Raw genomic sequence first — 26,534 nt, 5'->3', positions numbered from 1 at the left:
GCCGGGCCGAGGCGCGTCCTGCCCACCGCGACACCGCCAAAGCCGCCGGATCGACCCGCTTCGGACGATGCGATCTCCGACAAAACAGCGACAATCCTCCAAACCGAACGGCACGCCAGACTTCTGCAGCAGCCTGCTAGGTCTTGCCGACATCGACGTCGCGCTCGACGCCGCCCGTCTTGCCACTGAGACCTGGCACCTCGTCGAGCTGCCGCAGACTGGTGAAACGGCCACGCTCCTCGCGGTACCGCACGATCTCGAAGCCGTGGCCCCTCAACGCCGCTACGGTGTCGAGTTCCTCGGCGGTCGCGGTGTTCAGGTCGATCATCTCACGCCTTTCTGTGGAATGGGGAAAGCCGGAAGGGGAGCCATGGGTTTCAGGCTCGGGTGACGCACCGGTCCCGATCCCGAGGAATCGAGAGAGGCCGTTCAAATCGGCCGAAACCACCGACAGGATCTGCATCACGTCCCAATGCTCCGCGAGCTGGCTGCGCGCGCCGGGACGGGAGATGTCCATGGCCACATCGGCGTGCGTTCGTCCGCCGGGTCGGCACGACGCCGGGCGGATACCGGCGCCAGCAGGCGGGGACCTGACCGACGGCCTTGAAAGGCTTGTCCGAGCGACGGGTCGGAGAGGCCGCCCTCGGCCGAGCACCGCATCGCGCGTGGCCCTTGGACCAGTCACAACCGCCTCGCCCCACGCAACGTCTTCGCGCCGCGTGCGCGTCACCTGTCTCGGATCGACACGGCGCCCCATGCGGCATCTGTCGTGCTGGTCGAACGTTTGGGATCGCGCGGTTTGAACGACTTTGTAGACAAACTGCGCAAACAGTGCAGAATGAATGCGCCGCATGACCTCGTGGTGGGTTTGATCGGCGCAAAAATGAAAAAATCTGCGCAAAATGCGCAGGGAGGAGCCCGAGATGCAGATCCCGATCAAGCGGGCGATCGAAGCCGTGCCCGGCGGCATGATGGTGGTTCCGTTGCTCGCCGGGGCGCTCATCGCCACCTTCTTCCCCGGCACGCCGAAGCTTTTCGGCTCGTTCACGGGCGCCCTGTTCTCCGGGGCGCTGACGATCCTGGCCGTCTTCTACGTGTGCATGGGGGCGAGCATCGATTTCCGCGCGACGCCGTACATCGCCAGGAAGGGCGGCACCCTGCTGCTCGTGAAGGTCGGCATCGCCGTGCTTCTGGGCCTGGTCTTCGGACGCGTCCTGGGCGAGGCGCCGGTCGCCGCCGGCATGTTCGCGGGCCTGTCCACCCTGGCCGTGGTCGCCGCGATGAACGACACGAACGGCGGCCTCTACATGGCGCTGATGGGCCAGTACGGCCGCCCGCGCGACGTGGGCGCCTACACGGTCATGTCGCTGGAGAGCGGGCCGTTCCTCACCATGGTCACGCTCGGGGTCGCGGGACTCTCGGCCTTTCCCTGGCAGACGCTGGTCGGCGCCATCCTGCCGCTCCTCGTCGGCATGATCATCGGCAACCTCGACCGCGAGATGCGTGCCTTCCTCGGCCGCGCCATCCCGGTGATGATCCCGTTCTTCGCCTTCGCGCTCGGTGCGGGGCTCGACCTCACCAAGGTCTGGCAGGCGGGCCTCCTCGGCCTCGCCATGGGCGTCGCCGTGGTGGTCGTGACGGGCATCCCGCTCTTCTTCGCGGACCGGCTCACCGGCGGGACCGGGGTCGCGGGGATCGCCGCCGCCTCGACGGCCGGCAACGCCGCGGCGGTGCCCGCGATCGTGGCCTCGGCCAACCCGGCCTATGCCGACGCCGCAGGTCCGGCGACGATCCTGGTGGCCGCCTGCGTCGTCGTCACGGCCATCCTCGTCCCCGTGGCGACCGCCTGGGCCGCGCGGCGGTTCGGCGATCCCGTGGGGGCCGACGGCGAAATCGCGGAGGTCACGGGGAGCGCGCCTGCCGGCCGCACGGCCGAGCCGGACCGCGTCGTCGCCGGGCGCTGACATGGCCGAGCGCTGGCTCATCCTCGCCGACGACCTGACCGGCGCCGCCGATTGCGCCATCGCCTTCGGTCGTCGCGGCCGAGCGGCGGCGGTGACGTGGGGAACCGCGACGGGATGCGGGTCGGCGGATCTCCCGGTGCTGTCCTACGATGCCGACAGCCGGGGCCTCTCCGCCGCGGCTGCCGCGCAGCGGCACGCCCAATGCCTGAGGCGCCTCCACGATCCGGACCGGATCCTCTTCAAGAAGATCGACTCGACCCTGCGCGGCCAGCCCGCCGCAGAGACCGCCGCCGCGCTCCGTCACCTGAAGGGCCGCGCCGAGGCCGGCTTCGCCGGAACCGTGTTCGGGATCTGCGCCCCGGCCTTTCCGGCCACCGGGCGGACGACCGTCGGCGGGCGCGTCCAGGTCGACGGGCGCCCCCTCGAGGAGGCCGAGGTCTGGGCACGGGACCACAGCTACGCCAACGCCGACCTAGCTTTCGTGCTGGGCACGGGCGGGATCCGGACGACGGCCGTGCCGCTGGTCACGGTGCGCGGCCCGGGCTTCGCGTCGGCGCTCGGGCAGGTCGCCGCCACGGGCGACGTCGTCGCCGTCTGCGATGCCGAGACCCAGGCGGATCTCGATCGCATCGCCGCCGAGGGCCTGCGCATCGCCGCCGCGGGCCCGTCGGGCGGGCTGGCGCCGTTCTTCGTCGGCAGCGCCGGCCTCGCCCACGCCCTCGCAGCGGTCGAGGCGAGGCCGGCGCTCGCGCCCTTGCGGATCGCGTCGCGCCGGGGCGGCAGCTTGATCGTGGTGGGATCGCTTGCGACGACCTCCCGGGCGGCCACCCGCAAGCTCGCGGCGCTCGACGGCGTCGTCCACCTGCCCGTCTCGTCCGAGACCCTTCTCGGCGATCCGGGCGAGTTGGCCGCTGCGGTCGCACGCGTCGCGATCGCGATCGCCGCCGGGCACGACGTCCTGGTCGAGATCGCGATGGCGGGCGTTCCCGACATGGCCCTCGGCCCCCGCCTCGTGCATGCACTCGCCGACGCGCTCGCGCCGTTGGGCGCCGCGATCGGCGCGTTCGCGGCCACCGGGGGCGAGACCGCCTCCGCCCTCCTCTCGCGCTTCGGCGTCGACGGGATCCGCCTCGTCGACGAGATCGAGCCCGGCGTGTCCCTCGGCCTCACGCTCGGCCGCCTCGCCATCCCCGTCGCGACGAAGGCGGGCGCCTTCGGCGACGCCGACAGCCTCATCCGCATCCGCGAGCGCTTGCGTGCGGTCCGCATCGAAGGAAGCTTCTCATGACACGTCCGACCATCGCCATCACCATGGGTGACCCGGCCGGCATCGGCCCCGAGATCATCATGAAGGCGCTTGCCCATGCCGAGGTTCAGGCCCTGTGCCGTCCGCTGGTCGTCGGCGATGCCGGGCGCCTGCGGCAGGCGGGCGAGATCGTCGGATCGCGGGTACCGGTCGATGCCCTGGCCGATGTCGGCGAGGCCGACTTCGACACGGGGGCGGTGCAATGCATCGATCTCAAGGTCGTCCCCGCCGACCTGCCGTTCGGGCAGGTGTCGCCGGTCGGCGGCGAGGCGGCCTACCGCTTCATCGCCAAGGCCGTCGAGCTGGTGCAGGCGGGCGAGGCCGGCGGGATCTGCACCGCGCCCCTGTCCAAGGAGGCGCTTCATGCCGCCGGCCACAAGTTCCCCGGTCATACCGAGATGCTGGCCCACCTGACCGGCACGCCGGAGGTCTCGATGATGCTGGTCTCGCCCAAACTCCGGGTGATCCACGTCACGACCCATATCGGCCTCGTCGACGCGATCGCGAAGATCGAGCCCGGCTTGGTCGAGCGCGTGATCGCGCGGGGGCACGCGGTGCTGGTGAAGGCCGGCATCGCGAACCCGAAGATCGGCGTCTGCGCGATCAACCCGCACGCGGGCGAGAACGGCCTGTTCGGCCACGGCGAGGAGGCGGAGAAGATCACGCCGGCGGTCGAGGCCTGTCGGGCCCGGGGGTGGGACGTGCGCGGCCCGCTGCCGGCCGACACGCTGTTCTTCCTCGCCGGACGCGGCGACTACGACATGGTCGTCGCGATGTACCACGATCAGGGTCACGGCCCGATCAAGGTGCTCGGTCTCGAGGCCGGCGTGAACATCACCGTGGGCCTTCCCGTGATCCGCACCTCGGTCGACCACGGGACCGCCTTCGACATCGCCGGCAAAGGCGTCGCCGACGAGCGCAGCCTGATGGAGGCCCTGCGACAGGCGGTCGACCTCGCGCCGAAAGCGGCACCGGCTTCCGCATAGCCAGCCGGCCCGACCTCCGGCATGATGCGCCCTCCCCTCGATCGGAGCGGAGGGCGGATCGGGCGAGCCCGTGCCGCGCCCGGATCCGCCGTCCCGAAGGGATCGTCCGGGTCGGATCGGGCGCACCGGATCATCTCGGTAGGGTCGTCGTCCTCATGTCGATGCGGAGCAAGGCGCGTCAGGCGCTGCTGCTGGAGGCGCTGAAGCTCGGCGAGATCGACGTCGACGACGTCGCCGCCCGCCTGGACGTCTCCGCCTCCACGGTCCGGCGCGACCTCCAGGTCCTCTCCGCCACCCGGGCCGTCCGCCGGACCTACGGCGGCGCGATCCTCGCCGGCCACCCGGTCGAGACGACCTTGGCCGAGCGGATGGCCGTGAACGGGCCCGAGAAGCTCGCCATCGCCCGCAAGGCGATCACGCTGGTCGAGGACGGCGACACGCTGATCCTCGATGCCGGCTCCACGGTCGCCGCATTCGGGCAGCTCCTCGCCAAGCGCCGCCTGCGCATCGTCACCAACAACCTCGCCCTGCTCCCCGCCCTCGCCGAGGCGCCGGGGATCGAGCTCGTGGTCCTGGGAGGCGCCTTGCGGGCCACCAGCATGAGCACGGTCGGCCCCCTCGCCGTCGAGGCGCTTCGCCTCATGACCGCGGATCACGTCGTCCTCAGCGCCGACGGGGTGGTGGCGGGGCGCGGCCTCTGCGAGGCGAGCCTCGATCAGGTGGCGCTCAAATCCCTGATGATGCGCCAGGCGAACGGGGTGATCGTGCTCGCCGACGCGAGCAAGCTCGGCTGGGCCGAGCAGAACGCTTGGGCGGCTCTCCCGCAACGCTGGACGCTGGTCACGAATTCGGACGCGCCGAAGGATCAGATGCAGCGTCTCGCGGATGACGGCGCCGCCGTTCTCGTCGGCCAAAGCGCATCGCGCAAGATCTGACCCTCCCGCCGCCTCGCCCTCACGGCATGACGGGCGGATGGTAGGTCAACGTGAAGGCCAGGGCCCAGAGCAGGAACAGCACCAGCGGCAGGTGCACGATGAGCTGGAGGAAGCTGAAGCCGACGATGTCCCGGGCCTTCAGGCCGATGATGCCGACCAGCGGCAGCATCCAGAACGGGTTGATCAGGTTCGGCAGCGCCTCGGCGGCGTTGTAGATCATCACCGCCCAGCCGAGGTGGACCTTCAGCTCGTTGGCCGCCTGGAGCACGTAGGGCGCCTCGAGCAGCCACTTGCCGCCGCCCGAGGGCACGAAGAAGCCGAGGATCGCCGAGTAGACGCCCATCGTCAGCGGGAAGGTGCCGGCGGTGTTGAGGTTGACGAAGGCATGGGTGATCGCATCGGACGCCGAGGCGCCGGCCGCGTTCTTCGGCACGGTCAGCATCCCGCTGATCGCCGCGTAGAGCGGATACTGGATCAGGATGCCCGCGATCGCCGGCACCGACTTCGAGACGGCCACGAGGAAGCGCTTCGGCCGCCAGTGCAGCAGCAGGCCCAGGGTGAGGAACAGCAGGTTGTAGGTGTTGAGGTTCGAGATCGCGACGATCCACGACTGACGGGCGAATTCCTGCACGATCCAGCCGCCGGCGATCACCACGAGGAGGATCGTCAGGAGCGGCGAATGCTCCAGCCACTCGCCGGGCTGGCGCGGCGGCGGGATGTCGGTCGATTCGCGGCTCACGTCGACGCCCAGGGTCTCAGCGGTGACGGCCGTCGCCCCGCGCGGGGCCGAGGCGTAGGCGATCGCCACCGAGACGACGAACAGGATCGCCGCGATCAGCATCGACTGCCACAGGAAGATGGTCTCGCTGAACGGGATCACGCCGGAGATCGCGAGCAGGCTCTTGGTCAGGCTCGCAGGGTTGGCCTGGAGCTGTGCCGCCGAGGAGCTGAGACCGAGCGCCCAGGTCGCGCCGAGCCCGAGATAGGCCGCCGCGCCCGCGGCCCGGTAATCCATCCGGAGGTCCGTCCGCCGGGCGAGCGCCCGGACCAGCAGCCCGCCGAAGATCAGGCTGAGGCCCCAGCTGAGGAACGACGAGAGCATCGTCGCGCCCGCCACGAAGCCGACCGCTCCGCGCCCGGTCCGGGGCACCTGCGCCATGCGCTCGATCAGCGCCCGCACCGGCGGCGAGACCGCCACGACGTAGCCGCCGATGGTGACGAAGGCCATCTGCATGGTGAAGGGGATCAGGCTCCAGAACCCGTCCCCGAAGCTCTTGGCGATGGACGCCGCCGGCGCGCCGTTGGCCAGGACGCCGAGGGCGACGATCACGACCGCGATGGCGACGAAGATGAAGGCGTCCGGAAACCAGCGCTCCGCCCAGGCGGTGAAGCGGATGCCGAGGCGCTCGAGCGTCCCGGCCGCCGGCACGGTTCCGGGATCCGTTGCCGGCGCGGGCTTGGACGGCACGGCCTGGGAGGGCCGGGGCTCGGACGGGGCCGGATCAACGGGCGCGATCGCCATGGATGTCCTCTGGGCTTTGGCTCTTCGCGGCAGGAGCCGCATGGATGACACGCCCTCGCTCGACCTCGAAGGCGTGCCCCGATCAAGATCGTGACAGGCGGCCGCGATCGTGGAGGCGGCCGGTTCGTTTGCGGCCCGCCGCATCCCCGCAGGCGACGTCGCCCGAGGCCTGTCGCGGGCGACGTGGCGGCCCCGGGTTCAGCGCGCGAGATGCCGGTCGAGGAAGGACGCGATCTCTTCGAACGCCTCCTTCACCTCCGGCACGCGATCGTCCCGGTAGAACTGCGCGTGCGACTGCCCCTCGAAGACCTGAAGCGCGGCCTCGACCCCGGCCTGCCGAAGCTTGCGGTGCATCCGGACGGTGTTCGAGAGGAGGAGGTCGCGCGTGCCCGTCGTCAGGATCGTCGGCGGGAATCCGCGCACGTCTCCGTTGATCGGCGAAAGCAGGGGGTCGGTGAGATCGTGCCCCGCGGCGTAGAATTTCGTGGCCGCGTCGCAGAATCCGGCCGGCGAGACCAGCACGTTGTCCACCCTCGCGTTCGTCTGGAACGAGTCGCCGCGTTGCGTCGCGTCCGACATCGGCGTGCCGGGTGCGATGGCCCCGGGCAGCGGCAGGCCTTCCGCCTTCGCCCGCAGCATCATCGCGAGGGTCAACGCGCCGCCGGCCGAGCTTCCGAAGACCGCGATCCGGCCGGGGGCGGTGGTCCGAAGCACGGCCTTGTAGACCGTCATGCCGTCGTCGAGCGCCGCCGGAAAGAACGCCTCCGGCGGCATCCGGTAGTCGACCGCGATCACTTTCATCCGGCCGAAGCCGGCCAGCAGCATGGCCTCCGGCAGGGCGGCCTCGCGGGGGTTTAGGACGTAGCAGCCGCCGTGGACGTGGATCGCGATCCGCTCCCGGTTCGCGGCGGGGATGTCGGTCGGGGTGATCGTGTACGCCCGCACGCCGTCGATCGTCGTCGGCGCCACGGTCACCCGCAGACGCTCGGACATCGGCCCGATCTGCGGGGCGGCAAGCGTCGCGAAGCCGTCCGAGAGCTGCTTCCAGCCGTCCGGGGTCGTCGGCGGCTTGTCCCAGTTCGTCCGCAGCGGCTGGGCGATGATCGCCTGCAGGGCCGGGCTCACGGTGTCCGGTACAGGAATCGTCTTGGCCGGCACCTCGCGGGGCGAGGGCGGCGCCGCCTGCGCCCACACCGCGGACGGGCCCGCGAGGCAGGCGAGGAGGATGGCGGTCACGATGCGCATGCGGTGCGTCCTCCGATGGAACAGGGTCAGGCTCTCGCATCCGCACGCGAGCCGGCTTCCATCGCGCGCGAGGATGCGAGGGCCGGCTCGATCCGCAAGCCGGTCGCCTCGTCGAAGACGTGGATATGGGCTGCGGGAAACGACACCCGGATGGCGTCGCCCACGGGCGCGCCGTTGGCGATCTTGAGCGTGAGCGACGCCCCGCCCGGGCGTCCGGCATGCACCAGCATCTCGGACCCGAGCAGTTCCACGATCTCGACCGGCCAGGTCATGCCCGATGCGTCGAGCACGACATGCTCCGGCCGGATGCCCAGGACCACCCGGTGGCCGTCGGGCCGGTCGAACCGCCAGGCCCCGAGCGCGACGTCCGCGTCCGCCACCCGCACCGACGTCCCGTTGCGACCGAGGGTGCCGGGAAGCAGGTTCATCGCCGGCGAGCCGATGAAGCCCGCGACGTAGGTGTCGGCCGGGCGCTCGAACACCTCCGTCGGCGTCGCCAGCTGCACCGGCACGCCCTGGTGCATCACGAGCAGCCGGTCGCCGAGCGTCATCGCCTCGACCTGATCGTGCGTGACGTAGAGGCTCGTCACCTTCAGCCGGCGCTGGAGGCGGCGGATCTCGCCGCGCATCTGCACCCTGAGCTTCGCGTCGAGGTTCGACAGCGGCTCGTCGAACAGGAACAGCTTCGGGTCGCGGACGATGGCGCGCCCCATGGCGACCCGCTGGCGCTGGCCGCCGGACAGCTGGCGCGGCTTGCGCTCGAGCAGCGCCTCCAGGCCCAGGAGGGCCGAGGCGGCATCGACCTTAGCCCGGATCTCGGAGCGGGGAAGGCCGCGGATCTTCAGCGCGTAGGCCATGTTCTCGAACACGCTCATGTGCGGATACAGGGCGTAGTTCTGGAACACCATGGCGATGTCGCGCGCCGACGGGTCGAGGTCGGTGACGTCGCGCCCGTCGATCAGGACGCGCCCGGCGGTCGGCGTCTCGAGCCCCGCCACGATGCGCAGGAGGGTGGATTTCCCGCAGCCCGACGCGCCGACGATGACCAGCATCTCGCCGTCCGCCAGGGCGAGGTCGACGCCCTTCAGGATCTCGTTGTTGCCGAAGCGCTTGCGCAGGCCGTCGAGTTTCAGGCCCGCCATCACTTGTCGCCCTCCGTCAGGCCCTTCACGAACCAGCGCTGCATGAGGAGCACCACCGCGACCGGCGGGACCAGCGCCAGCACCGCCGTCGCCATGACCTTGTTCCATTCGGTGGCGGTGTCGACGCCGACCATCTTGACGATGCTGATGACCACCGTGTCGAGCTTCGGATCGGTCGCGACCAGGAGCGGCCACAGGTACTGGTTCCACCCGTAGACGAACAGGATGACGAACAAGGCCGCGATGTTGGCGCCCGAGACCGGGATCAGGATGTCCCGCAGGAAGCGCAGGGGCCCGGCCCCGTCCATGCGCGCCGCCTCCACGAGCTCGTCCGGAACCGCGAGGAACGTCTGCCGGAACAGCAGCGTCGCCGTGGCGGAGGCGACGAGGGGGATCGTCAGCCCCGTGAAGCTGTTGATGAGGTCGAGGGAGGCCATGACCTGGAAGGTCGGGATCAGCCGCACCTCGACCGGCAGCATCAGCGTCAGGAAGATCAGCCAGAAGGCGGTCATGCGGAAGGGAAAGCGGAAGAAGGTGACCGCATAGGCCGAGGGCAGCGACAGGGCGATCTTTCCGAACGCGATCGCCAGCGCCATCGCGGCCGAGACAAGCAGCGAGCGCCAGACCGGCCCGGCCCCCGCCGAGCCGTTCACCAGCACGTCGCGGTAGACGCCGAGGCCGGAGAGGCGCGGGACGAGCGAGACCTCGCCACGGGCGATCGCGGCCGAATCCTGGGTCGAGCCCGCGACGGCGATCCAGATCGGCAGGGCGAAGAGCAGGATCGCCAGGATCAGCACGGCATGCGGGATCAGAGGGGGCATCCTCCGGCGCATCAGGCGGCGGCCTTTCGCCCGAGGAACCGGAACTGCAGGGCGCAGAGGACGATGACGCCGGCCATCAGCACCACGGATTGCGCGGAGGACGAGCCGACGTTCGCGTTGACGACGCCGTCGAGGTACACCTTGAGGACGAGCGTCTGGGTCGACTGGCCCGGCCCTCCGCCGTTCACCGCGTAGACGGTCGCGAAGGTGTCGAAGGCCGCGTAGACGAGGTCGACCACGAGCAGGAAGTAGACGGTCGGCATCAGCAGCGGCAGGACGATGGTGCGGAACCGGCGGATGCTGCGGGCGCCGTCGATGCGGGCCGCCTCGATGATCGTCTTCGGGATGGCCTGGAGGCCCGCCAGGAAGAAGATGAAGTTGTAGCTGACCTGCTTCCACGCGGCGGCCAGGATTACGAGCCCCATGGCCTGCGTGCCGTCGAGCTTGTAGTCCCAGGCGATCCCGATCCGGTTCAGCCACGCCCCGACGAGACCGATCTGCGGGTGGAACATCAGCACCCACAGCACGGCCGCCATGGCCGGCGCCACCGCGTAGGGCCAGATCAGCATCGTGCGGTAGAAGGCGCGCCCCCGGATCTCGGTATCGGCCAGGACCGCGAGCCCGAGCGCCACGCCCATCGCGATCCCGGTCACGCAGGCGCAGAACACCAGCGTCCGCCCGATCGCGGCGAGGTAGAGCGGATCGCCGAACAGGTCGGCGAAGTTATCGAGACCGACAAATTCCGTGCTGGTGCCGAAGGCGTCCTCGCGCTCCAGGCTCGATTTGATCGCCTGGATGGCCGGCCACAGGAAGAAGACGCCGGTCAGCACCAGTTGCGGCAGGATCAGCAGCGCCGGGAGCACCCGGCCCGGGAACAGCGTCCGTCGTTCCATCCCACGCGTGCCTTCCGCCGGTCCGCCGCGTCAGCCGCGCGCGGATTTCTGGAAGTCGCGCAGGACGCGGTTCCCGCGCGCGGCGGCGGCGTCCATCGCCGATTGCGCCGTCTGCTGGCCCTGGAGCGCCTTCTCGATCTCCTCGTAGAGGATCGCGCGGATCTCCGGCAGGCGGCCGAGGCGCAGGCCGCGCGAGTTCGGGGTCAGCTCCCCGCGGGAGAGCTGCCGCGCCGGCACGTCGGTGCCGGGATTTTTGTCGAAGTAGCCCGCCTGCTTCGTGGCCGCGTAGCCCGCGAGCGTCACCGGAACGTAGCCGGTGTTCTGGGCGTAGAGGGCAACCTGCTCGGGCTTCGCGATGAAAGCGTAGAAGGCCGCGACGCCCTTGTATTCGGCCTCGCTGCGCTTCGGCGCCGTCATCGCCCACAGGCTGGCGCCGCCGATGATGGAGTTGTTCGGGCGCGGATTCAGCGCCGGCTCGGTCGGCAGGAAGGCCTCGGCGTAACGGAACTTGGCGTTCTTGACGATGTCGGCACGGCCCGAGGACGAGCCGAAGCCGATCGCGGCCTGCCCGGAATAGAAGACCGCATCGGGCGCGCCGTCGCGGCCGGCGTACTTGAAGGCGCCGTCCTTCGACAGGTCCAGGAAGCGCTGGAGCTGGTCGACGAACGGCTTGGTGTTGATGAGCAGTTCCGCGCCGAGGCCGTCGTAGCCGTCGTTCTCGGTGGCGTAGGCGAGGTTCTGGATCGCGGCGTATTCCTCGAACTGGATCCAGGTCATCCAGGCGGAGGTGCTGGCGATGGGCGTGGCCGCCTTGGAGGCGAGGGTGCGGGCCGCCTTGGCGAAGTCTTCGTAGGTGGCCGGCGGCGCGTCCGGGTCGAGCCCCGCCTTCTCGAAGGCGTCGCGGTTGTACCACATGACCGCCGTCGAGGAGTTGAAGGGCATCGAGGCGAGCTTGCCGTCGGCCAGGCTGTAGTATCCCCGCACGCCGGGGATGTAGGCCTTGGGATCGAGTGCGAGCCCGGTCTCCTCCGCCAGCTTCCAGGCCGGCTTGATGGCGGCGCCAGCCTGCAGCATCGTGCCCGTGCCGACCTCGAAGATCTGGACGACGTGCGGCGCCCTGCCGGCGCGGTAGGCCGCGATCGCCGCCGTCAGCGTCTCGGGATAGGTGCCCTTGAACACCGCCTCGAGGGTGACATCGGACTGGCTCGCGTTGAAGTCGCGCGTCAGCCGCTCGACCTCCTCGCCGTTCGCGCCCGACATCGCATGCCAGAGCACGATGCGCGTCCTGTCGCCGGCGGAGACGGAGGCCGACGGGCGAAGCGCAGCCCACGCGGCAAGACCGCCGACGCCGGCCAACAGGACGCGACGATCCATCCGAAACCCTCCCCGTCGGCGGAACCGCCCTGCCCGTTGTCCTCGGGCTTGAGATGCGATCCCGCGGCACCCGCACCGGACGGCGCGACGCTCATGCCTTCATCATGCACGGACCAACCAGCGGAATAAAGCGCCACGCCGTGCGGTCCCGCGATTTGGCTTCAGGCGTCGGAGGAGCCATCCCCGCTTCGCGCGCCTCGTGGTCGTTTTGCCGGCTTCGCCGCCCCGCCGGAGGCGCCGTCGGCTCGCCTTGCATCGCAGCACTCGCTTACGGCGTTCGATGGCTTTCGCCGCTGTATGCGGCTGGAGCGCGATCACGCCCTCGGGCATCGACGCGGTGATCGGGGTCAACCTCAGCGACCGTTCACGCCGGATCGCGCGCGGGAAACCAGTTGCCGTGGAAGCCCGGCGGGATCCGGTGCCCGAGGTGGATCGTGGCGACGGGCGGCGCCTTGAACGCGCGCGCATCGAGGACGACGAAGTCGGTCGTGTCGCGCGCCGTGTCGACGACGAGCCCGATCAGCCATCCCTCGTCCTCGCCGGCCTCCGGCCGCGCCGGCACGAAGACGAACTCCCCCGGGACGCGGCCGGTACCGAATTCGTGCACGCGCCGCGCCCCGCGCGCCAGATCGTGCTTGTAGATCTGCGTCGCGCCTTCGAGCTGCGTGTTGCCGTCGGCGGGGACCGAGACCGCGTAGACGTAGCGGTGGGGTCGCCCGAAGCGGCGCTCGTCGATCCGCGGAAACTCCTGCGCCGCCGGATCAACCACCCGCCGGTCGACCCGCCCCGTCGCGGGGTCGACGGTCCAGCGCTCCAGCCGGCCCGGCCTGTCGAGGCCGCCGCCTGCCGAGGCGAACACGCTCTCGTAGGCGACGACGTCGAGGACCACCCGCCCGTCCGCGTCGTCGTAGGCGTTGGCGACGTGGAACACGAAGCATGGATCGAGGGCGCACCATGTGATGTCGGCGGCCGTCCCGTGCCGGGGGAGCAGGCCGAGGCGCGCGCGGTGGGCAGGGTTCCAGCGGAACGGGAAGCGGTGGCCGGCCAGCACCGCCCGCATCGAGAAGGTAAGGGGCAGGTCCAGCACCACCGCGAAGCGCGCCGTGATCGCGCAATCGTGGATGCAGGGGCCGTGCTCGACCGGGATCGAGACGTCGCGCACGACGCGGCCGGCGGGCGAGACGACGACGTGGCGCACGCTGTCCCAGATCCGTCCGTCGTAGGCGATGGCATGCGTCTCGCCGGTCTCGGGGTCGCGGTGCGGATGCCCGGTGAAGGAGCCGCCGAGCGTCCCCTCGAACGGATCGTAAAGCTGCGTCTCCAGATCCTCGGACAGCGCGACCGGATAGCTGCCGGCCTCGACCAGGGCGAAGGCGCGGCCGCCGATCTCGACGACGTTGGTGTTGACGGTGTCGTCGCCCCGGCGCGGTCCGGGGGCGGCGGGCCGGCCGAGCGCCGCCGAGGCCGCCCGCGAGCCGATCCAGCGGTTGCGGTACCACAGGGCCTTGCCGCCCGCGACGCGGAGGCCGTGCACCATGCCGTCGCCCAGGAACCAATCGTGGCCGCGCGTCGTCGGGCGGGCCGGGTTGGCGCCCATCTTGAGGTAGCGCCCGTCGAGCCCCGATGGGATCGTCCCGGTCACGGGCAGGTCCCGCAGCGTCAGCTCCGCGCGCATCGGCGCGTGGACGCCGACCACGAAGGGGTGCGCCGTCCCCGGCAGGCGCAGCCGGTTGCCGGCCGCCACCAGCGCGACGAGACCCTCGGCGGCGGCGCGGACGGTCGACGTGAGACGGTTCGGCATCGGTCGAGGGGTCCAAGGGCGGTGCGGGGACGAGAGCCGTGACGGACGCGCCGGATCGCGACCGCACGCGCGCCTTGAGCGGGATCGAGAACCGACATAGGGCCGAGAGGCTTCCTCCGGCAATGCGATCGCCGCCCCGACGCGGAGAACCGATGATGCGCCTCGCCCGCCTGCTCCGCGCCGCAGCCCTCCCGATGGCCCTGGCGACGGCCGGCCCGGCATCCTCTGGAACCGCGTCGGAGACATCGCCCTGGGCCGACTGCCTGGGCAGGATCGCCGCCGACGCCCAGGCCCGCGGGGTGCCGCCGGCCTGGGCGGACGGGCAGCTCGTCGGCTTGACGCCCAACCCGGACGTGCTGGCGGCGACCCGCGGCCAAGCCGAGTTCGTCAAGCCGATCTGGGCCTACCTCGACGCCACGATCACCGAGGCGACCATCGCCGAAGGGCAGCGCAAGCTCGAGGAATGGGCCGCGGTCCTCGAGGCGATCGAGCGGCGCACCGGCGTCGACCGCTTCACCCTCGTGGCCTTCTGGGGCGTCGAGTCGGGCTACGGCAAAGTCCTCGACGACGCCGCGATCGTCCGTCCGGTGGTGCAATCGCTCGCGACGCTGGCCTGCGGCGATCCAGGCCGACCGGGCTACTGGCGCGACGAGCTCGTCGAGGCGCTTCGGATCCTCGCGCAAGGGGATGTGCCGCCCGCGCGCCTGACCGGCTCCTGGGCCGGCGCCATGGGGCATACCCAGTTCATGCCGAGCGTCTACCGCGCCCACGCCGTGGATTTCGACGGCGACGGCCGGCGCGACCTCTGGTCGGTGCCCGATGCCCTCGCTTCGACGGCGAACTACCTCGTCGCCATGGGCTGGCGCGGCAACGAGCCCTGGGGCGGCGAAGCCGTGCTGGGAGAAAGCTTCGACTACGCGCTGGCGGACGAGACCACCCCGCGCAGCCTCGACGCTTGGCGCGCGCTCGGCGCGACGCCCGTCCCCGATCGCAAAGCGGACGGCGTCGCGCAGGCCACCCTCGTCGTCCCCGCGGGCGCGGGCGGCCCAGCCTTCCTGCTGCGGCCGAACTTCTCGGTGATCCTGCGCTATAACACGTCGCTGTCCTACGCGCTCACCGTCGCGCACCTGTCGGACCGCCTTCGCGGGCAGGCCGCTTTCGCCCGCGACTGGCCCCGTGGCGACCGCGCCCTGACCGAAGCCGAGCGCCGCGATCTTCAGACCCGCCTGGACGCGCACGGCCACACGGCCGGCGCCGTGGACGGCCGGATCGGTCCGAAGACCCGGGCCGCGATCCGCGCCTACCAGGCCTCGACCGGCCTCCGTCCGGACGGCTATGCCGACGTCGCCCTGCTGGAGCGGCTGCGGACGTCGCCCTGACGTCCGGCGTCGGCGGGCGTGGACGACGGTCCGTATTCGCGCCGGCCCGCGATCGGATCACCGGGGCATCCCCCTCGCTGGAGCAGGCTCTAGGCGCGCAGGCGACGGGCCGCGCCCGGCGCCGCGGCGGATGTCGACTCCCTGGACCCGGCGCTCGCATGATCGGGCGACGTCCGGACGTCGCCCGCCTCCTGGACCATCGCCGCGGCAAGAAGGCGTGCGCGCTCGGCCCAGCGGTCCCGGTCCGCCCGCAGGGCCTCCATCTGGTCCTGGTGCAAGGCCAGCGCGACCTCAAGCGCGTCGATCTCCGTCCGAAGCTCGCTCGTCCGTTGCCGCTCGCGCGCCAGGGCGGTCTTGAGCACGGACAAGGCAGCGTCCGCCGCGCCGCCCGCCGAGCCCGTCGCGTCGCCTCCCGGGCGGGCGCGCGGGCCGACGACCGCGATCGGGCCGGCCAAAACCGCGTCGGGCGCCGGCGGGATCCGGGGGGCCGCATCCTCTCGCCGAAGCTGCGCGATCTCCGTTCGCAGCTGCTCGACATCGAGGCCCGTTGCGGGGAGATCCTCGGACGGCGAAGCGATCGGCGCGGGGGCCGGCACCCGCTCCTCTTCCAGCACGAGCCCGTGCAGCATCGCGAACACGGCGTCGCCGTCCAGGCGCGAGAGGTCGAAGCCGCTCTCGGCCGCCAGCTGGCTGAATTGCGCCTGTCCCCCGGCGGACTGGCCGACGAAGGCCATCGACCAGTTCGCGAAGCCGCGCTTCTCGGTCGGCCCGCATTGAAGGACCGTCACGTCGCCGTGCCGATCGTCGCACTGGATCCGCTCGAACGTCTCCTCGACCTCGCGGCGCGGTCCCTCCAGAACCTGGGCGAACGCCCCCGCATTGAACATCAGCGCGCCGGTCACGTCCGATTCGGCGTTGTTCCGTTGCGATGCCGCGAGGATCTGCGTGATCGATGCCGTCATCTCGGCCTCCGATCCCTTCAGCAGGTTCTTGCTCGCGTAGACCAGGCGATAGAGTTCGCTCATCAGAGACTATCCGGGACTGGGGTGGATCACGCGTGCGGCGGGTAGCTCGCGAGGAAGGTCATGAGGTCGTCGGCCGGTATCGGCCTGCTGATGAGATAGCCCTGCACGTCGGTGCAGCCCTCTTCGCGGATGCGCTGCATCTGCTCCGGGGTCTCGACGCCTTCGGCGACCGTCGTCATGCCCAGGCTCTTGCCGAGGCCCGCGATGGCCCTGATGATCGCGTCGCCGTCCGGCTTGCTCGACAGGTCCTTCACGAAGGAGCGGTCGATCTTGATCTTGTCGAAGGGGAACGAGCGCAGGTAGCTCAAGGAGGAGTAGCCCGTGCCGAAATCGTCCATCGACACGCGGACGCCGAGCTCGCGCAGCCGATGCAGCGTCCGCAGCGTCTTCTCGTTCTCCTGAAGCAGCACGCCCTCGGTGATCTCGACCTCCAGGCGCCGGGCGGGCAAGCCCGAGCCGGCAAGCGCCGACATGATCGTCTCGACTAGGCGGTCGCTCTTGAACTGGGCCGGGGACACGTTCACGGCCACCGCCATGTGCGCCGGCCAGTGCATCGCGTCGCGGCAGGCCTGCCGGATGACCCAGTCGCCGATCGGCACGATCAGGCCAATCTCCTCGGCCAGCGGGATGAAGTCCAGTGGTGAGACCGCCCCGCGCTCGGGATGCTTCCAGCGGATCAGGGCCTCGCAGCCGATCAGCCGATCGCCGTCGAGCTGCATCTGCGGCTGGTAGTGCAGCTGGAACTCGCGGCGGGCGAGCGCCTGACGCATGTCGAGCTCCAGCCGGCGGCGCGCCTGCATGCGCGCGTCCATCTCGGGCTCGAAGAAGCGGTACGTGCCGCGTCCGTCGACCTTGGCCCGGTAGAGGGCCAGGTCGGCGTTCTTCAGGAGCGTCTCGGAGGCGTCCCCGTCGTTGGGCGCCAACGCGACGCCGACGCTGGCCCCGATCGTCAGGAGGTGCCCGTCGATCATGTAGGTTCGGCCGATCAGGTCGACGAGGCGCCGAGCCAGGGCCTGCGTGTCGCTGGCCTCGCGGATGCCGGCCTGCACGATGATGAACTCGTCGCCGCCGATCCGGGCGACGGTGTCGGTGGGCCGCACGGCCGAGCGCAGTCGATCGGCGACCTTCTTCAGGAGCGCGTCGCCGATCGGGTGGCCGAGCGTGTCGTTGACGGGCTTGAAGCGATCGAGGTCGACGAGGAGAAGCGCGCACTTCTCGCCGTTGCGATGGAGGCGCACGAGGGCCTCGGAGAGTCGTTCCTGCAGGAGCAGCCGGTTCGGCAAGCCGGTGAGCGGATCCTGGCGTGCCGCCTCGTCGGCGCGCGCCTCGCTGGCTTTGCGCGCGCTGACGTCCTCGATCGTCGCGATCCAACCCTGTTCCTCTGCAGGATTTAGCTCGACCTGCAGCGTGAGCCCCTGATCCCTGACCTCGAACGAAACGGCCGTGCGACGATCGCGTCCCTGGCGCAAGGATCGGAAGACCTCGCGCCGCGGTTTCGCAGTCCCGGCGCACAGGGCGCGAAGCAACGGCCTGGCACCCGGTTCGCGCGAAGGCGGCAGGAAGTTGGTCAGGAGGCGCTCGGCCGGCGCATTCGAGACGATCACGCGCCCCGCATCGTCGATCATCAGCAGCCCGTGCCGGATCACGTCGAGATAGCGCGCCCAGGCGTGGGAGGGGGTGCCCGCGTTCGGCCGCAGGCTCCGCGGCGTCTCGCGCTGGGCAGCGCCAAGGTAGTGCCGTTCAGCGCTCATGGCACATCGGACCCGATCTCAGGCCGCCCAGCGAGCGTGCCGAATGGAAGCACTTATTGATAGAGGTAGAATTCTTAATTAGAGGCTACACTGGGCGTTGAATTCGCGCTCTCAAGTTGCAATCAGCCGCCATTCGAATCTGTCGCCACCGCGCAGGTCGACGGCCTTGGCTGCCATGGTATCGGCGGCAACGGACTGGCGGTAATGCCGACGCCCTCCGGCAGCGGTTCAGTGGGAGCCGGTAGGTCGAACTTGGATCGACTGTCGAACGCAGGCATCCGGCACCTGAGGCGACGCCGGATACCGGGGTCGACACGCACGGACTTGATGTTCCCGGCGGCGTGCAAGGTGGTCGCACGCCGGCATCCGTAGCTGCCAAACTCGCAAATTCTGCGCGATCCACCGCGGTGACGGGGGAAACGGACCGCTGCCGGAACGGCAGAAAACGGATGTCCGCTTCCGGGGTAAAGCGTCGATCCCGTCCGACGTTTGGCCTTGAACCTGACGTTCGATTCGAGCTCGAAGCGTCAACGGCCGCCTCCGCGTCCCGGCAGCGCCGGCAAGGGCCGTCTCGGGCCAGGTGGCTCGCGGACCGCCTGGATATCCATCCTGGCGGTCTCGACTGTCCCCTGCCGGCGGAAGACTGCCGAAGACCTCAGCCGGAGAACCAAACCATCTCGACCATCAGCCCCCCCTCGGCGGCCTCGCCGAATGCCATCCGGGCACCGGCTGCCTCGGCTACGTCGCGGGCGATCGCCAACCCGAAACCGGTGCCCGGTCGGCTTTCGTCCCAGCGCACCCCACGGCCCAGCCCGGCCAGGGCCGGAGGGTCCATCCCCGGCCCATCGTCGCTGACCGACAAGCGGCCTCCCGCCCCGTCCGGCGTCCCGGTGACGCGCACACGCCGGTGTGCCCACTTGCGCGCGTTGTCGAGCAGGTTGCCCAGAACCTCCATCAGCTCGCCCTCGTCGCCCGGGTAAGACAGATCGGCAGGGACAGATACGTCCCAGACCAGTGAGTCGCCCTCGGGAAGCCGCCGCATCGTGGCGACGAGCCTGTCCACGACCGCCGCCACGCCACAGGATCTGCGACGCAGGTCCCGAGCACCCGCGAGGCGCGCTCGAGCCAGCGTGCGATCGACCTGACCGCCCATCGCCTGTGTCTGTTCCGCGATCTGCTGCGCCACAAGCGGTTCCGTTGTGGAGAGCCTGCGCATCAGGGCGTCGATGACGGCCAACGGCGTCTTCAGTCCGTGTGCCATGTCCGCCGCGCCGGCCTCCGCTCGCTTGAGCGCCCGTTCCTGTGCGTCGAGCAACGAATTGAGGTCGGCCACGAGCGGACGAACCTCGTCCGGGAAGACGTCCGGGAGGCGTTCGCGCGTTCCGGCATGCACCGCGGCAAGGCTCGCGCGCAACGTTCGAAATGGCGTCAGCGCGCGATGGACGAAGACCGCCATCGCCAGGGTCAGCACAACGAACAGCGCGGCGAGCGACGGCATAAGAAGGCGCAGGAACGTCGACCGGCTCGCGGCCAGTCCACGCCGATCCTCGGCGACGGTGACCCGCAACCGTGTCGCCGTTCCGCCGGCCCCATCGATCTCGACCGGTCGCGATAGGGACAGGAGCCGCCCCCCATCCGGTCCCGTCGCATCGGTGACCATCGGCGCATCACCCGTGCCCAGGCCCGACGATTCGAGCCTCTTGTCCCAAAGCGAGCGCGACCGCAGGGACCGCCGGTCCGGCGTCTCGACCTGCCAGTACAGGCCGCCATAGGGTGTGGCGAACCGTGGATCCGGCGGCTCGCGCGACAGGGTCGGGGCACCGTCCGAAGCCAGTCCGACGCGCCCGGCGATGAGCTTGGCCGAGCGGTCGAGTTCGTCGGCCGTGCGGGCGTCCAGCACGCGGTCGAAGATGATCGTCAAGCCGAAGCCGGCCAGCAGCAGAGCGAGGCTGATCAAGGCGGCGCCGGTGATCCCGAGGCGCAGGCGCAGGGAGTCCGCCCTCAACGGCCAGGCGCCTTCGGTTGGTCGGCTGGGACGAGGTACCCCTGGCCGCGCCGGGTCTCGATCATTCCCGGCCCGAGCTTGCGTCGCAACCGCGTCAACAGCGCCTCGAGTGCGTTGGCCTCGCGGTCGCTTCCGACGCCGTGGAGGTGGTCGAGAAGTTCGCCGGCCGGAACCACCTGTCCCTGCTGGTGCATAAGGAAAGCGAGCAGGCGGTACTCCAACGCGGTCAGGTCGATCTCGCGACCGGCGACGCTGACGGCCCGGGTGCGCGTATCGAGCTCAACGGCGCCGGCGCGCAGCACCGGCGAGGCGTGGCCGGCGGTGCGCCGCAGGATTGCGCGCAGCCGCGCTGCGAGCTCTTCCATTCGAAATGGCTTGGCGAGGTAGTCGTCGGCGCCTGCGTCGATGCCCTCCACGCGCTCCCGCCAGCCATCGCGCGCGGTGAGGATCAGCACGGGGACCATCGTGCCGGCCGCGCGCAGGCGGCGGAGCACGCCGAGGCCATCGAGGCGCGGCAGGCCCAAGTCCAGCACCATCGCGTCGTAGGTCTCGGTCTCGGCGCGGAACCACGCGGCCTCGCCATCCGCGACGACGTCCACAACGTAGCCGGCGCGCTCCAGGCCAGCGCTCACGTCCGCGGCGATGCGGGGCTCGTCCTCGACGACTAGCACCCGCATCGGACGCGTTTCCATGTCAGGTCAGTCATCGTCGTCCCTGTCGATGATCTGCAGCGACTGCGCATCGACCTTCACGTCGCGTCGTTTGCTGTCCGCGCCGAGGATACGCAGCTTGTACAACCAGTGCCCGTCGTGGTGCTTCAGGTCGAGGGCCACGACGTCGCCGGGCACGGCAGCACGGGCGGCGCGCAGGACCTCGTCGAGCGGACGGATCTCGCCGCGTTCGAGGGCGCGACGGGCCCGGTCGGCGTCGTCGTCCGCGCGCGCAGGGACCATCCGGACGAGACCTGAGCAAAGGGCGGCGACGAGAAGGGTGCGGAGGATCGGCATGGACACTGGCACCATGGGTGGGTCAACCTGACGGGAGGCTGACGGGCTCCGTCAGGCCGGTGGGTTCAGGATCCGCCAGAACGCTCCGCAGATCCCTCGTTCGCGGAGCCGCACGGCCATGTCCATCATCATCGGCATCCTTCTGACCGTCGTGGCGGCGATTGCCGGCACGATCCTGTGCCCGCCGCCGGCCACAAGACATCAACCCCCGGCCCGGGTCCCGGACAACCGCGTCTTGACGCTGGCCCTGGCCACTTGTCTCGCCATCGCGGGGAAACCGGCGTTGGCTGGGGAGCCGGCGACGGGGCATGCCTCGCTGATCAACGGGACCACCCTCACGATCGACGGCGGATCCGTCACGCTGTTCGGCATCGTGATGCCCGCACCGGATGCGACGTGTTGGGACGCCCACGAGGTTCCCTACGCGTGCGGCCGTCAAGTCCGCGAGAAGATGATCGCACGCATCGGGACGGCGGAGCCGATTTGCGAGCGGCACGATCGCCCAGACAGCGGTTCCGCCGAGGCGACGTGCCGAATCGGTGACGAGGACCTCGGCGATTGGATGATCGCCAACGGTTACGCGATGCCCGCCCGCGACGCGCCGGCATCCTACAGGCGGGCGAGCGACCGGGCCTGGGGGCGTCGTGCCGGCTTGTGGGCCGGAGTGTTCGACGATCCGACGGACTGACGGCAGGGCGGGCGATAGGGCGTATCCGATAGACGAACGGCGCCGCTCTAGGTGCGTGCAGTTGCCATGACGTGCCCGCCGGCGACCGGCGAAATCGCCGTGCGGTCAGGCTGCACGGCGGCCTGACCCATTCGCGATGGCGGGTCGCGGTGCACCACGCGGGGGCCGGGAAACGTCCGCCGCGGGGGCGATCGTCAGTTCGCCGAGGCGGTCCGCGGAGCGGCCTCCTCTCCGGCGACGCGGACGACGTCCCCGCTCGCCAGGAACTCCTGAGGATTGTCGATCAGCCGTTCGGCGGTGGTCACGCCCGCGCGCACCTCGACCTCGTTGCCGAGGTTCCGCCCGAGCGTCACGGGCTTCAGCGCGATCCGGTGGTCGTCGCCCACCTGCGCCACTTGCGTGCCGTTGCGGTCGAACACCAGCGCGGTGGCGGGCACGCGCAACGTCCCCGGGTCCGAGGGCACGTGGAATCGCACCTCCACGAACGCCCCCGGCCAGAGCTTGCCTTCCGGGTTGTCGGCCTGGAGCTCCACGAGACCCTTTCGGGAATCCTCCGCGATGGCGTTCGCGGTCGAGGTCACCTCCGCGTCGAACGCCGCCTCCTGCCCCGGCACGCGCAGGGAGGCCTTCAACCCCGGCTTCATCACGGCGAGGAAGGCCTGCGGCACGTTCACGTAGGCGCGCACCCGGTGGAGATCCGAGACCCGGTAGAGCGGCCGACCCGAGGTTCCCCCCGCCGTGAGCAGGTCGCCGATGTCGACGTTGCGCGCGGTCACGACCCCGTCGAAGGGTGCTCGGACCTCCTTGAACCGCGTCAGTTCCTCCAGGCGCCCGACATTGGCCTGCTGGGCGACGATGTTCGCCTTGGCCACCGACAGGGCCGCCGTGCGCGAGGCCGCGGTGAAGCGGTCGGTGTCGCCGCGCTCCTCGCTCGACCAGCCCTGCGTGACCAGGCGGGCGGTGCGCTTGTTGGTGGCCGCGCTGAGATCGGCGTTCGCCTGAGCCTGGTCGACCGCCGCCTGAAGCTGAACAAGGGTGGCGCGCGCCTCGGCGAGTTGCTGGTCGAGGTCGGGCGCCGAGATCTCGGCCAGGACCTCGTCCTTGCGCACGCGGGCGCCGATATCCCGATGCCAGGCCGTGACGTAGCCGCTGGCGCGGGCATACAGCGTCCCGGTGTAGAAGGCGCTCAGCGACCCGGGCAAGGTGAGGTCCTCGTCCATGGGCCCGCGCCGGGCGTGCACCACCCGAACGGTGGGCACGGCCTGCCGTTCGGTCCAGCTCTCGACCTCTTGCATCCCCTTCGCACGGTCGTTGATGCCGACCCAGGCCAGCGCCGCGGCGCCTATGGCCACGCCCGCCAGCAGCGCGCCGACCCGGCGCCCCGACGGCGTGCGGGGCGACGCGACTGCGGGCTCGGCGCTCGCGTGCGCGGCGTCGTCGGATTTGGCGTGTTGGGTCGGGTGCATGCGGGATCTGCGCTCAGGCCGATGGGGACGAGAGGGGCTGGGGGGAAGCGTCTTCGCGCCGGGCCGCGGCGCGGCGCGGCCGCCCATGCACGATGCCGAAGACCACCGGCACGAAGAACAGGGTCGCGAGCGTGGCGAACAGCAATCCGCCGATCACGGCGCGGCCGAGCGGGGCGTTCTGGCCCGGCTCGATCGCCATCGGCGCCATGCCGATCATCATCGCCAGCGCGGTCATCATCACAGGCCGCAGCCGCGTCGCCCCGGCCGCCAGCGCGGCCTCGATCGCCGTGCGTCCCGCGTCGAGCTGCTCGCGGGCGAAGCTGATGACCAGGATCGAGTTGGCGGTCGCCACGCCCATGCACATGATCGCCCCCGTCAGCGCCGGCACCGAAACGTGGGTGTGCGTGGCGAACAGCATCCACACGATGCCGGCGAGCGCCGCCGGCAGCGCCGTCACGATGACGAACGGGTCGACCCAGGACTGGAAGTTGACGACGATGAGCAGGTAGATGAGCACGATCGCGAAGGCGAGGCCCACGAGCAGCTGCTGGTAGGCCTGCGCCATGGTCACCGCCTGCCCGCGCACCGTGACGGTCGCCCCCTTCGGCAGGTCGGCCCGCGTCGCGTCGATCGCCCCCTGGATGTCCGCGGTGACGCCGCCGAGATCGCGGTCCTGCGTCGTGCCCAGGATGTTGACGGTGGGGGCGATGTTGTAGTCGGTCGCCACCGCGCTGAGCGGCTCGGGGCGGATCGTCGCCAAGCCCCCCAGGAGCTGCTCCGAGCGGGCGGCGGTGATCGGCAGGTTGTTGAGCGCGCCCAGCGTGTCGATCGAATACTGCGGCGTCTGGACGGAGACCGGGTAGGACACGCCGTTGCGCGGGTCGAGCCAGTAGGTCGGAGCGGTCTGCGTGCTGCCCGACAGCGTCGCCTGGAGGCTCGCGGCCGCGTCGCCCTCGGTCAGGCCGACGACCCCGGCGAGCGCGCGATCGAAATCGACCCGCAGCGCCGGGTTGCGCGCCTGCTCCTGGATGCGGGCGTCCGCGACCCCGGCTACGCGGCGGACCCGGGCCAGGAGCATGTTGGCGTAGGCGCGGCCCCCCGCGATGTCGCGGCTGGCCACCTGGACATCCAGCGCGGCGGGGGAGCCGAAGTTCAGGATCTGGCTGACGATGTCGGCGGGCAGGAAGGCGAAGGTCACGCCGGGAAAATCCTGCGGCAGGCGCTCACGCAGCTGCTGGGTCAGCGCCGCGGTCGATGGGCCGCCCTCGCTGCCGCCACTGGTCTCGTCGAGGGTCACCAGCATGTCGGCGTCGAAGGTGCCGATGGTGCCGCTGTTGCCATAGGAAATGTTGATGCCGCTGATCGGAAGGCCGATGTTGTTGACGACGCTGGCCACCCGTCCCGGCGGAATCAGCGCGCGCAGCCGTCCCTCGACCCGCCCGGTCAGGGCCGTCATCTCCTCGATGCGCGTGCCCGTCGGGGCCCGCAGGTGGATGCGGAGCGCCCCTGCATCCACGTCCGGGAAGAAGTCCCGCCCGAGATAGGGGACGAGGCCGAACGACAGGCCGACCACCGCGAGGAAGCCGACAGCGAACGACTTCCGGTGTGACAGCGCCAAGCCGAGCAGCCCGAGATAGGCCTGCCGCAGGGCCTCGAAGCGGCGCTCGAAGCCTCGCTGAAACCGGGCGAAGGGGCCGGGCTTGTTCGCCGGATCCTGCCCGTGGGCGTGCTCGGTCAGCAGGTAGCGCGCCAGCGTCGGCACCAGGGTATAGGTGAGCGCGTAGGACGCGATCATCGCAAACACCACCGCCATCGCCAGCGGCCGGAACAGGAAGCCCGCCACGCCGCCCAACGCCAGGAGCGGCACGAAGGCGATGCAGATGCAGAACAGGGCGACGGTGGCCGGCGGCATGATCTCCTGCGCCCCGCGGGTGATCGCGGTGACGATGTCCTCGCCGAACTCTTCCATGTGCCGGTTGATGTTCTCGATGGTCACGGTCGCATCGTCGACGAGGATGCCGACGGCCAGCGCGAGCCCGCCGAGCGTCATCACGTTGATGGTCTGCCCGAGCGCCGAGAGCGCGATCAGCGAGCACAGCACGGCGAGCGGGATCGACACGGTGATGATCAGCGTCGAGCGCCAGCTGCCTAGGAAGACCAGGATCATCAGGCCGGTCAGCGCGGCGGCGATGACCCCCTCGCGCACCACCGCCACCACGGACTCGCGCACGAAGCCCGACTGGTCGGCCACGTACTTGAGGTCGACGCCCGTCGGCAGGCCCGCCTGGATGGCGGGCAGGCGCGCCTTGACGTCGGCGATGATGTCCAAGGTCGAGGCGTTGCCGATCTTGAGGATCGACATCAGCACGCCCTTCTTGCCGTCGAGCTGGACGACGTTGGTCTGGGGCGGCGAGCCGTTGCGCACGTGGGCGACGTCGCGCATGAAAACCACGGCGCCGTCCACGACCTTGACCGGCAGGTCGTTGAACGCCTCGATGCTCTTGGGTGAGTCGTTGAGGTCGACGATCCACTCGAAGCTCCCGATCTTCTGGGTGCCCACCGGATTGATCAGGTTCTGCCGGGCCAAGGCCGCGCCGACGTCGGCCGCCGACAGGCCGTGGGCGTGAAGCGCCGACTGGTCGAGATCGATCTGTACCTGGCGCGCGGCGCCGCCGTAGGCGTAGGGCAGCTGCGCCCCGGGGATCGTGGTGAGCTGAGGCCGGATGAAGTTCTGCGCGAGGTCGTTGAGCGCCGTCTGCGAGAGGCTGTCGCTGGACAGGGCGAGCTGGATGATCGGCACGCTCGACGCGTTGTAGGCGAGCATCAGGGGCGGCGTGACGCCCGGCGGCAGCTGCTTGAGCTGCGTCTGCGAGATGGAGGTGACCTGCGCCTGAGCCGCGGTGATGTCGACGCCGGGCTGGAAGTAGATCTTCACGATCCCGTAGCCCGGGACCGATTGCGATTCGATGTGCTCGATGTCGTTGACCGTGGTGGTCAGCGAGCGCTCGAACACCGATACGATGCGTCCCGCCATGTCGTCGGGCTGCAACCCGGTGTACTGCCAGACGACGCTGATCACCGGGATGCCGATCCGGGGGAAGATGTCGGTCGGGGTGCGCACGATCGCCATGACCCCGAAGATCAGGATCAGGATCGACATCACGACGAAGGTGTAGGGCCGCAGCAGGGCCAGTCGGACGATCGCCGCCATACCTTGAATTCGC

21 protein-coding genes are annotated in these 26,534 nt (G+C 70.5%); 6 read left to right on the top strand and 15 right to left on the bottom strand.

The features are described from left to right. Nucleotides 1-136: 136 nt before the first annotated feature. Nucleotides 137-517, bottom strand: a complete 381-nt coding sequence (locus tag MKK64_RS20350; protein ID WP_243936751.1) for a ComEA family DNA-binding protein — start codon at nt 515-517, stop codon at nt 137-139. Between the two features lie 406 nt (nt 518-923). Here MKK64_RS20350 and MKK64_RS20345 point away from each other — a divergent pair, with 406 nt between their 5' ends. From MKK64_RS20345 to MKK64_RS20330, 4 genes are all read left to right on the top strand, one after another. Next, a complete protein-coding gene (locus MKK64_RS20345; protein ID WP_279593283.1) occupies nt 924-1,964 on the top strand; it encodes a 2-keto-3-deoxygluconate permease in 1,041 nt (346 codons plus the stop codon). Between the two features lies 1 nt (nt 1,965). Next, nucleotides 1,966-3,252: a four-carbon acid sugar kinase family protein gene (locus tag MKK64_RS20340; protein WP_243936748.1), complete on the top strand. Its 1,287-nt coding sequence runs from the start codon at nt 1,966-1,968 to the stop codon at nt 3,250-3,252. Further along, entirely contained in the window at nt 3,249-4,256 is a 1,008-nt protein-coding gene (gene pdxA / locus MKK64_RS20335) for a 4-hydroxythreonine-4-phosphate dehydrogenase PdxA (RefSeq protein WP_147726469.1), read from the top strand. Before MKK64_RS20340 ends, pdxA begins: the two co-directional genes overlap by 4 nt. Before the next feature lie 155 nt (nt 4,257-4,411). Continuing rightward, nucleotides 4,412-5,191, top strand: coding sequence for a DeoR/GlpR family DNA-binding transcription regulator (locus MKK64_RS20330; protein ID WP_243936746.1), 780 nt, complete (start codon nt 4,412-4,414; stop codon nt 5,189-5,191). 19 nt (nt 5,192-5,210) lie between these two features. Here the strand turns inward: MKK64_RS20330 and MKK64_RS20325 are convergent, their stop codons facing one another. The 7 genes from MKK64_RS20325 to MKK64_RS20295 all read right to left on the bottom strand — a co-directional run bounded on the left by MKK64_RS20325 (nt 5,211) and on the right by MKK64_RS20295 (nt 13,989). Next, nucleotides 5,211-6,713, bottom strand: coding sequence for a short-chain fatty acid transporter (locus tag MKK64_RS20325; RefSeq protein ID WP_243936744.1), 1,503 nt, complete (start codon nt 6,711-6,713; stop codon nt 5,211-5,213). Nucleotides 6,714-6,911: 198 nt separating this feature from the next. Next, nucleotides 6,912-7,958: an alpha/beta hydrolase gene (locus tag MKK64_RS20320; protein WP_243936742.1), complete on the bottom strand. Its 1,047-nt coding sequence runs from the start codon at nt 7,956-7,958 to the stop codon at nt 6,912-6,914. A 26-nt stretch (nt 7,959-7,984) separates the two neighbouring features. Beyond that, complete coding sequence (locus MKK64_RS20315) at nt 7,985-9,100, bottom strand: ABC transporter ATP-binding protein (RefSeq protein ID WP_243936741.1); 1,116 nt, start codon at nt 9,098-9,100, stop codon at nt 7,985-7,987. Beyond that, the gene (ugpE, locus tag MKK64_RS20310) at nt 9,100-9,921 is read right to left on the bottom strand and encodes a sn-glycerol-3-phosphate ABC transporter permease UgpE (protein WP_243932763.1); all 822 of its coding nucleotides are present in this window, start codon (nt 9,919-9,921) and stop codon (nt 9,100-9,102) included. Before ugpE ends, MKK64_RS20315 begins: the two co-directional genes overlap by 1 nt. Nucleotides 9,922-9,932: 11 nt before the next feature. Next, nucleotides 9,933-10,814 carry an ABC transporter permease subunit gene (locus MKK64_RS20305; RefSeq protein ID WP_243936740.1) on the bottom strand — a complete coding sequence of 294 codons (882 nt, stop codon included), beginning with the start codon at nt 10,812-10,814 and terminating at the stop codon, nt 9,933-9,935. A gap of 30 nt (nt 10,815-10,844) precedes the next feature. After that, nucleotides 10,845-12,188 (bottom strand): sn-glycerol-3-phosphate ABC transporter substrate-binding protein UgpB, encoded by a 1,344-nt coding sequence (gene ugpB / locus MKK64_RS20300; RefSeq protein ID WP_243936739.1) that lies wholly within the window; start codon nt 12,186-12,188, stop codon nt 10,845-10,847. A 364-nt stretch (nt 12,189-12,552) separates the two neighbouring features. Next, nucleotides 12,553-13,989, bottom strand: coding sequence for a carotenoid oxygenase family protein (locus MKK64_RS20295; RefSeq protein ID WP_243936738.1), 1,437 nt, complete (start codon nt 13,987-13,989; stop codon nt 12,553-12,555). 152 nt (nt 13,990-14,141) lie between these two features. Between MKK64_RS20295 and MKK64_RS20290 the strand changes: the two genes are divergently transcribed. Beyond that, nucleotides 14,142-15,368: a lytic murein transglycosylase gene (locus MKK64_RS20290; RefSeq protein ID WP_243936736.1), complete on the top strand. Its 1,227-nt coding sequence runs from the start codon at nt 14,142-14,144 to the stop codon at nt 15,366-15,368. 89 nt (nt 15,369-15,457) lie between these two features. Here the strand turns inward: MKK64_RS20290 and MKK64_RS20285 are convergent, their stop codons facing one another. From MKK64_RS20285 to MKK64_RS20265, 5 genes are all read right to left on the bottom strand, one after another. After that, the gene (locus MKK64_RS20285; protein WP_243936734.1) at nt 15,458-16,393 is read right to left on the bottom strand and encodes a BLUF domain-containing protein; all 936 of its coding nucleotides are present in this window, start codon (nt 16,391-16,393) and stop codon (nt 15,458-15,460) included. 26 nt (nt 16,394-16,419) lie between these two features. Further along, the gene (locus MKK64_RS20280) at nt 16,420-18,144 is read right to left on the bottom strand and encodes a putative bifunctional diguanylate cyclase/phosphodiesterase (protein ID WP_243936732.1); all 1,725 of its coding nucleotides are present in this window, start codon (nt 18,142-18,144) and stop codon (nt 16,420-16,422) included. 655 nt (nt 18,145-18,799) lie between these two features. Then, on the bottom strand, nt 18,800-20,149 hold the full coding sequence (locus MKK64_RS20275) for a sensor histidine kinase (protein WP_243936731.1): 1,350 nt from the start codon (nt 20,147-20,149) through the stop codon (nt 18,800-18,802). Then, the gene (locus tag MKK64_RS20270) at nt 20,146-20,826 is read right to left on the bottom strand and encodes a response regulator transcription factor (protein WP_147843851.1); all 681 of its coding nucleotides are present in this window, start codon (nt 20,824-20,826) and stop codon (nt 20,146-20,148) included. The genes MKK64_RS20275 and MKK64_RS20270 overlap by 4 nt, the downstream gene beginning before the upstream one ends. 21 nt (nt 20,827-20,847) lie before the next feature. Further along, entirely contained in the window at nt 20,848-21,156 is a 309-nt protein-coding gene (locus MKK64_RS20265; protein ID WP_243936729.1) for a PepSY domain-containing protein, read from the bottom strand. 118 nt (nt 21,157-21,274) lie between these two features. Between MKK64_RS20265 and MKK64_RS20260 the strand changes: the two genes are divergently transcribed. Then, nucleotides 21,275-21,844: a thermonuclease family protein gene (locus MKK64_RS20260; protein ID WP_243936727.1), complete on the top strand. Its 570-nt coding sequence runs from the start codon at nt 21,275-21,277 to the stop codon at nt 21,842-21,844. 194 nt (nt 21,845-22,038) lie between these two features. Here the strand turns inward: MKK64_RS20260 and MKK64_RS20255 are convergent, their stop codons facing one another. Together MKK64_RS20255 and MKK64_RS20250 are read right to left on the bottom strand one after the other, a co-directional pair. After that, entirely contained in the window at nt 22,039-23,310 is a 1,272-nt protein-coding gene (locus MKK64_RS20255; RefSeq protein ID WP_243936725.1) for an efflux RND transporter periplasmic adaptor subunit, read from the bottom strand. 13 nt (nt 23,311-23,323) lie between these two features. Then, nucleotides 23,324-26,521 (bottom strand): efflux RND transporter permease subunit, encoded by a 3,198-nt coding sequence (locus MKK64_RS20250; protein ID WP_243936724.1) that lies wholly within the window; start codon nt 26,519-26,521, stop codon nt 23,324-23,326. Nucleotides 26,522-26,534 lie beyond the last annotated feature (13 nt).

Source organism: Methylobacterium sp. E-025 (genome assembly GCF_022829705.1).
Classification (GTDB): Bacteria; Pseudomonadota; Alphaproteobacteria; order Rhizobiales; family Beijerinckiaceae; genus Methylobacterium.
Note: the sequence above shows the minus strand (reverse complement) of the source record. Positions and strands in the feature narration are given on the sequence as shown.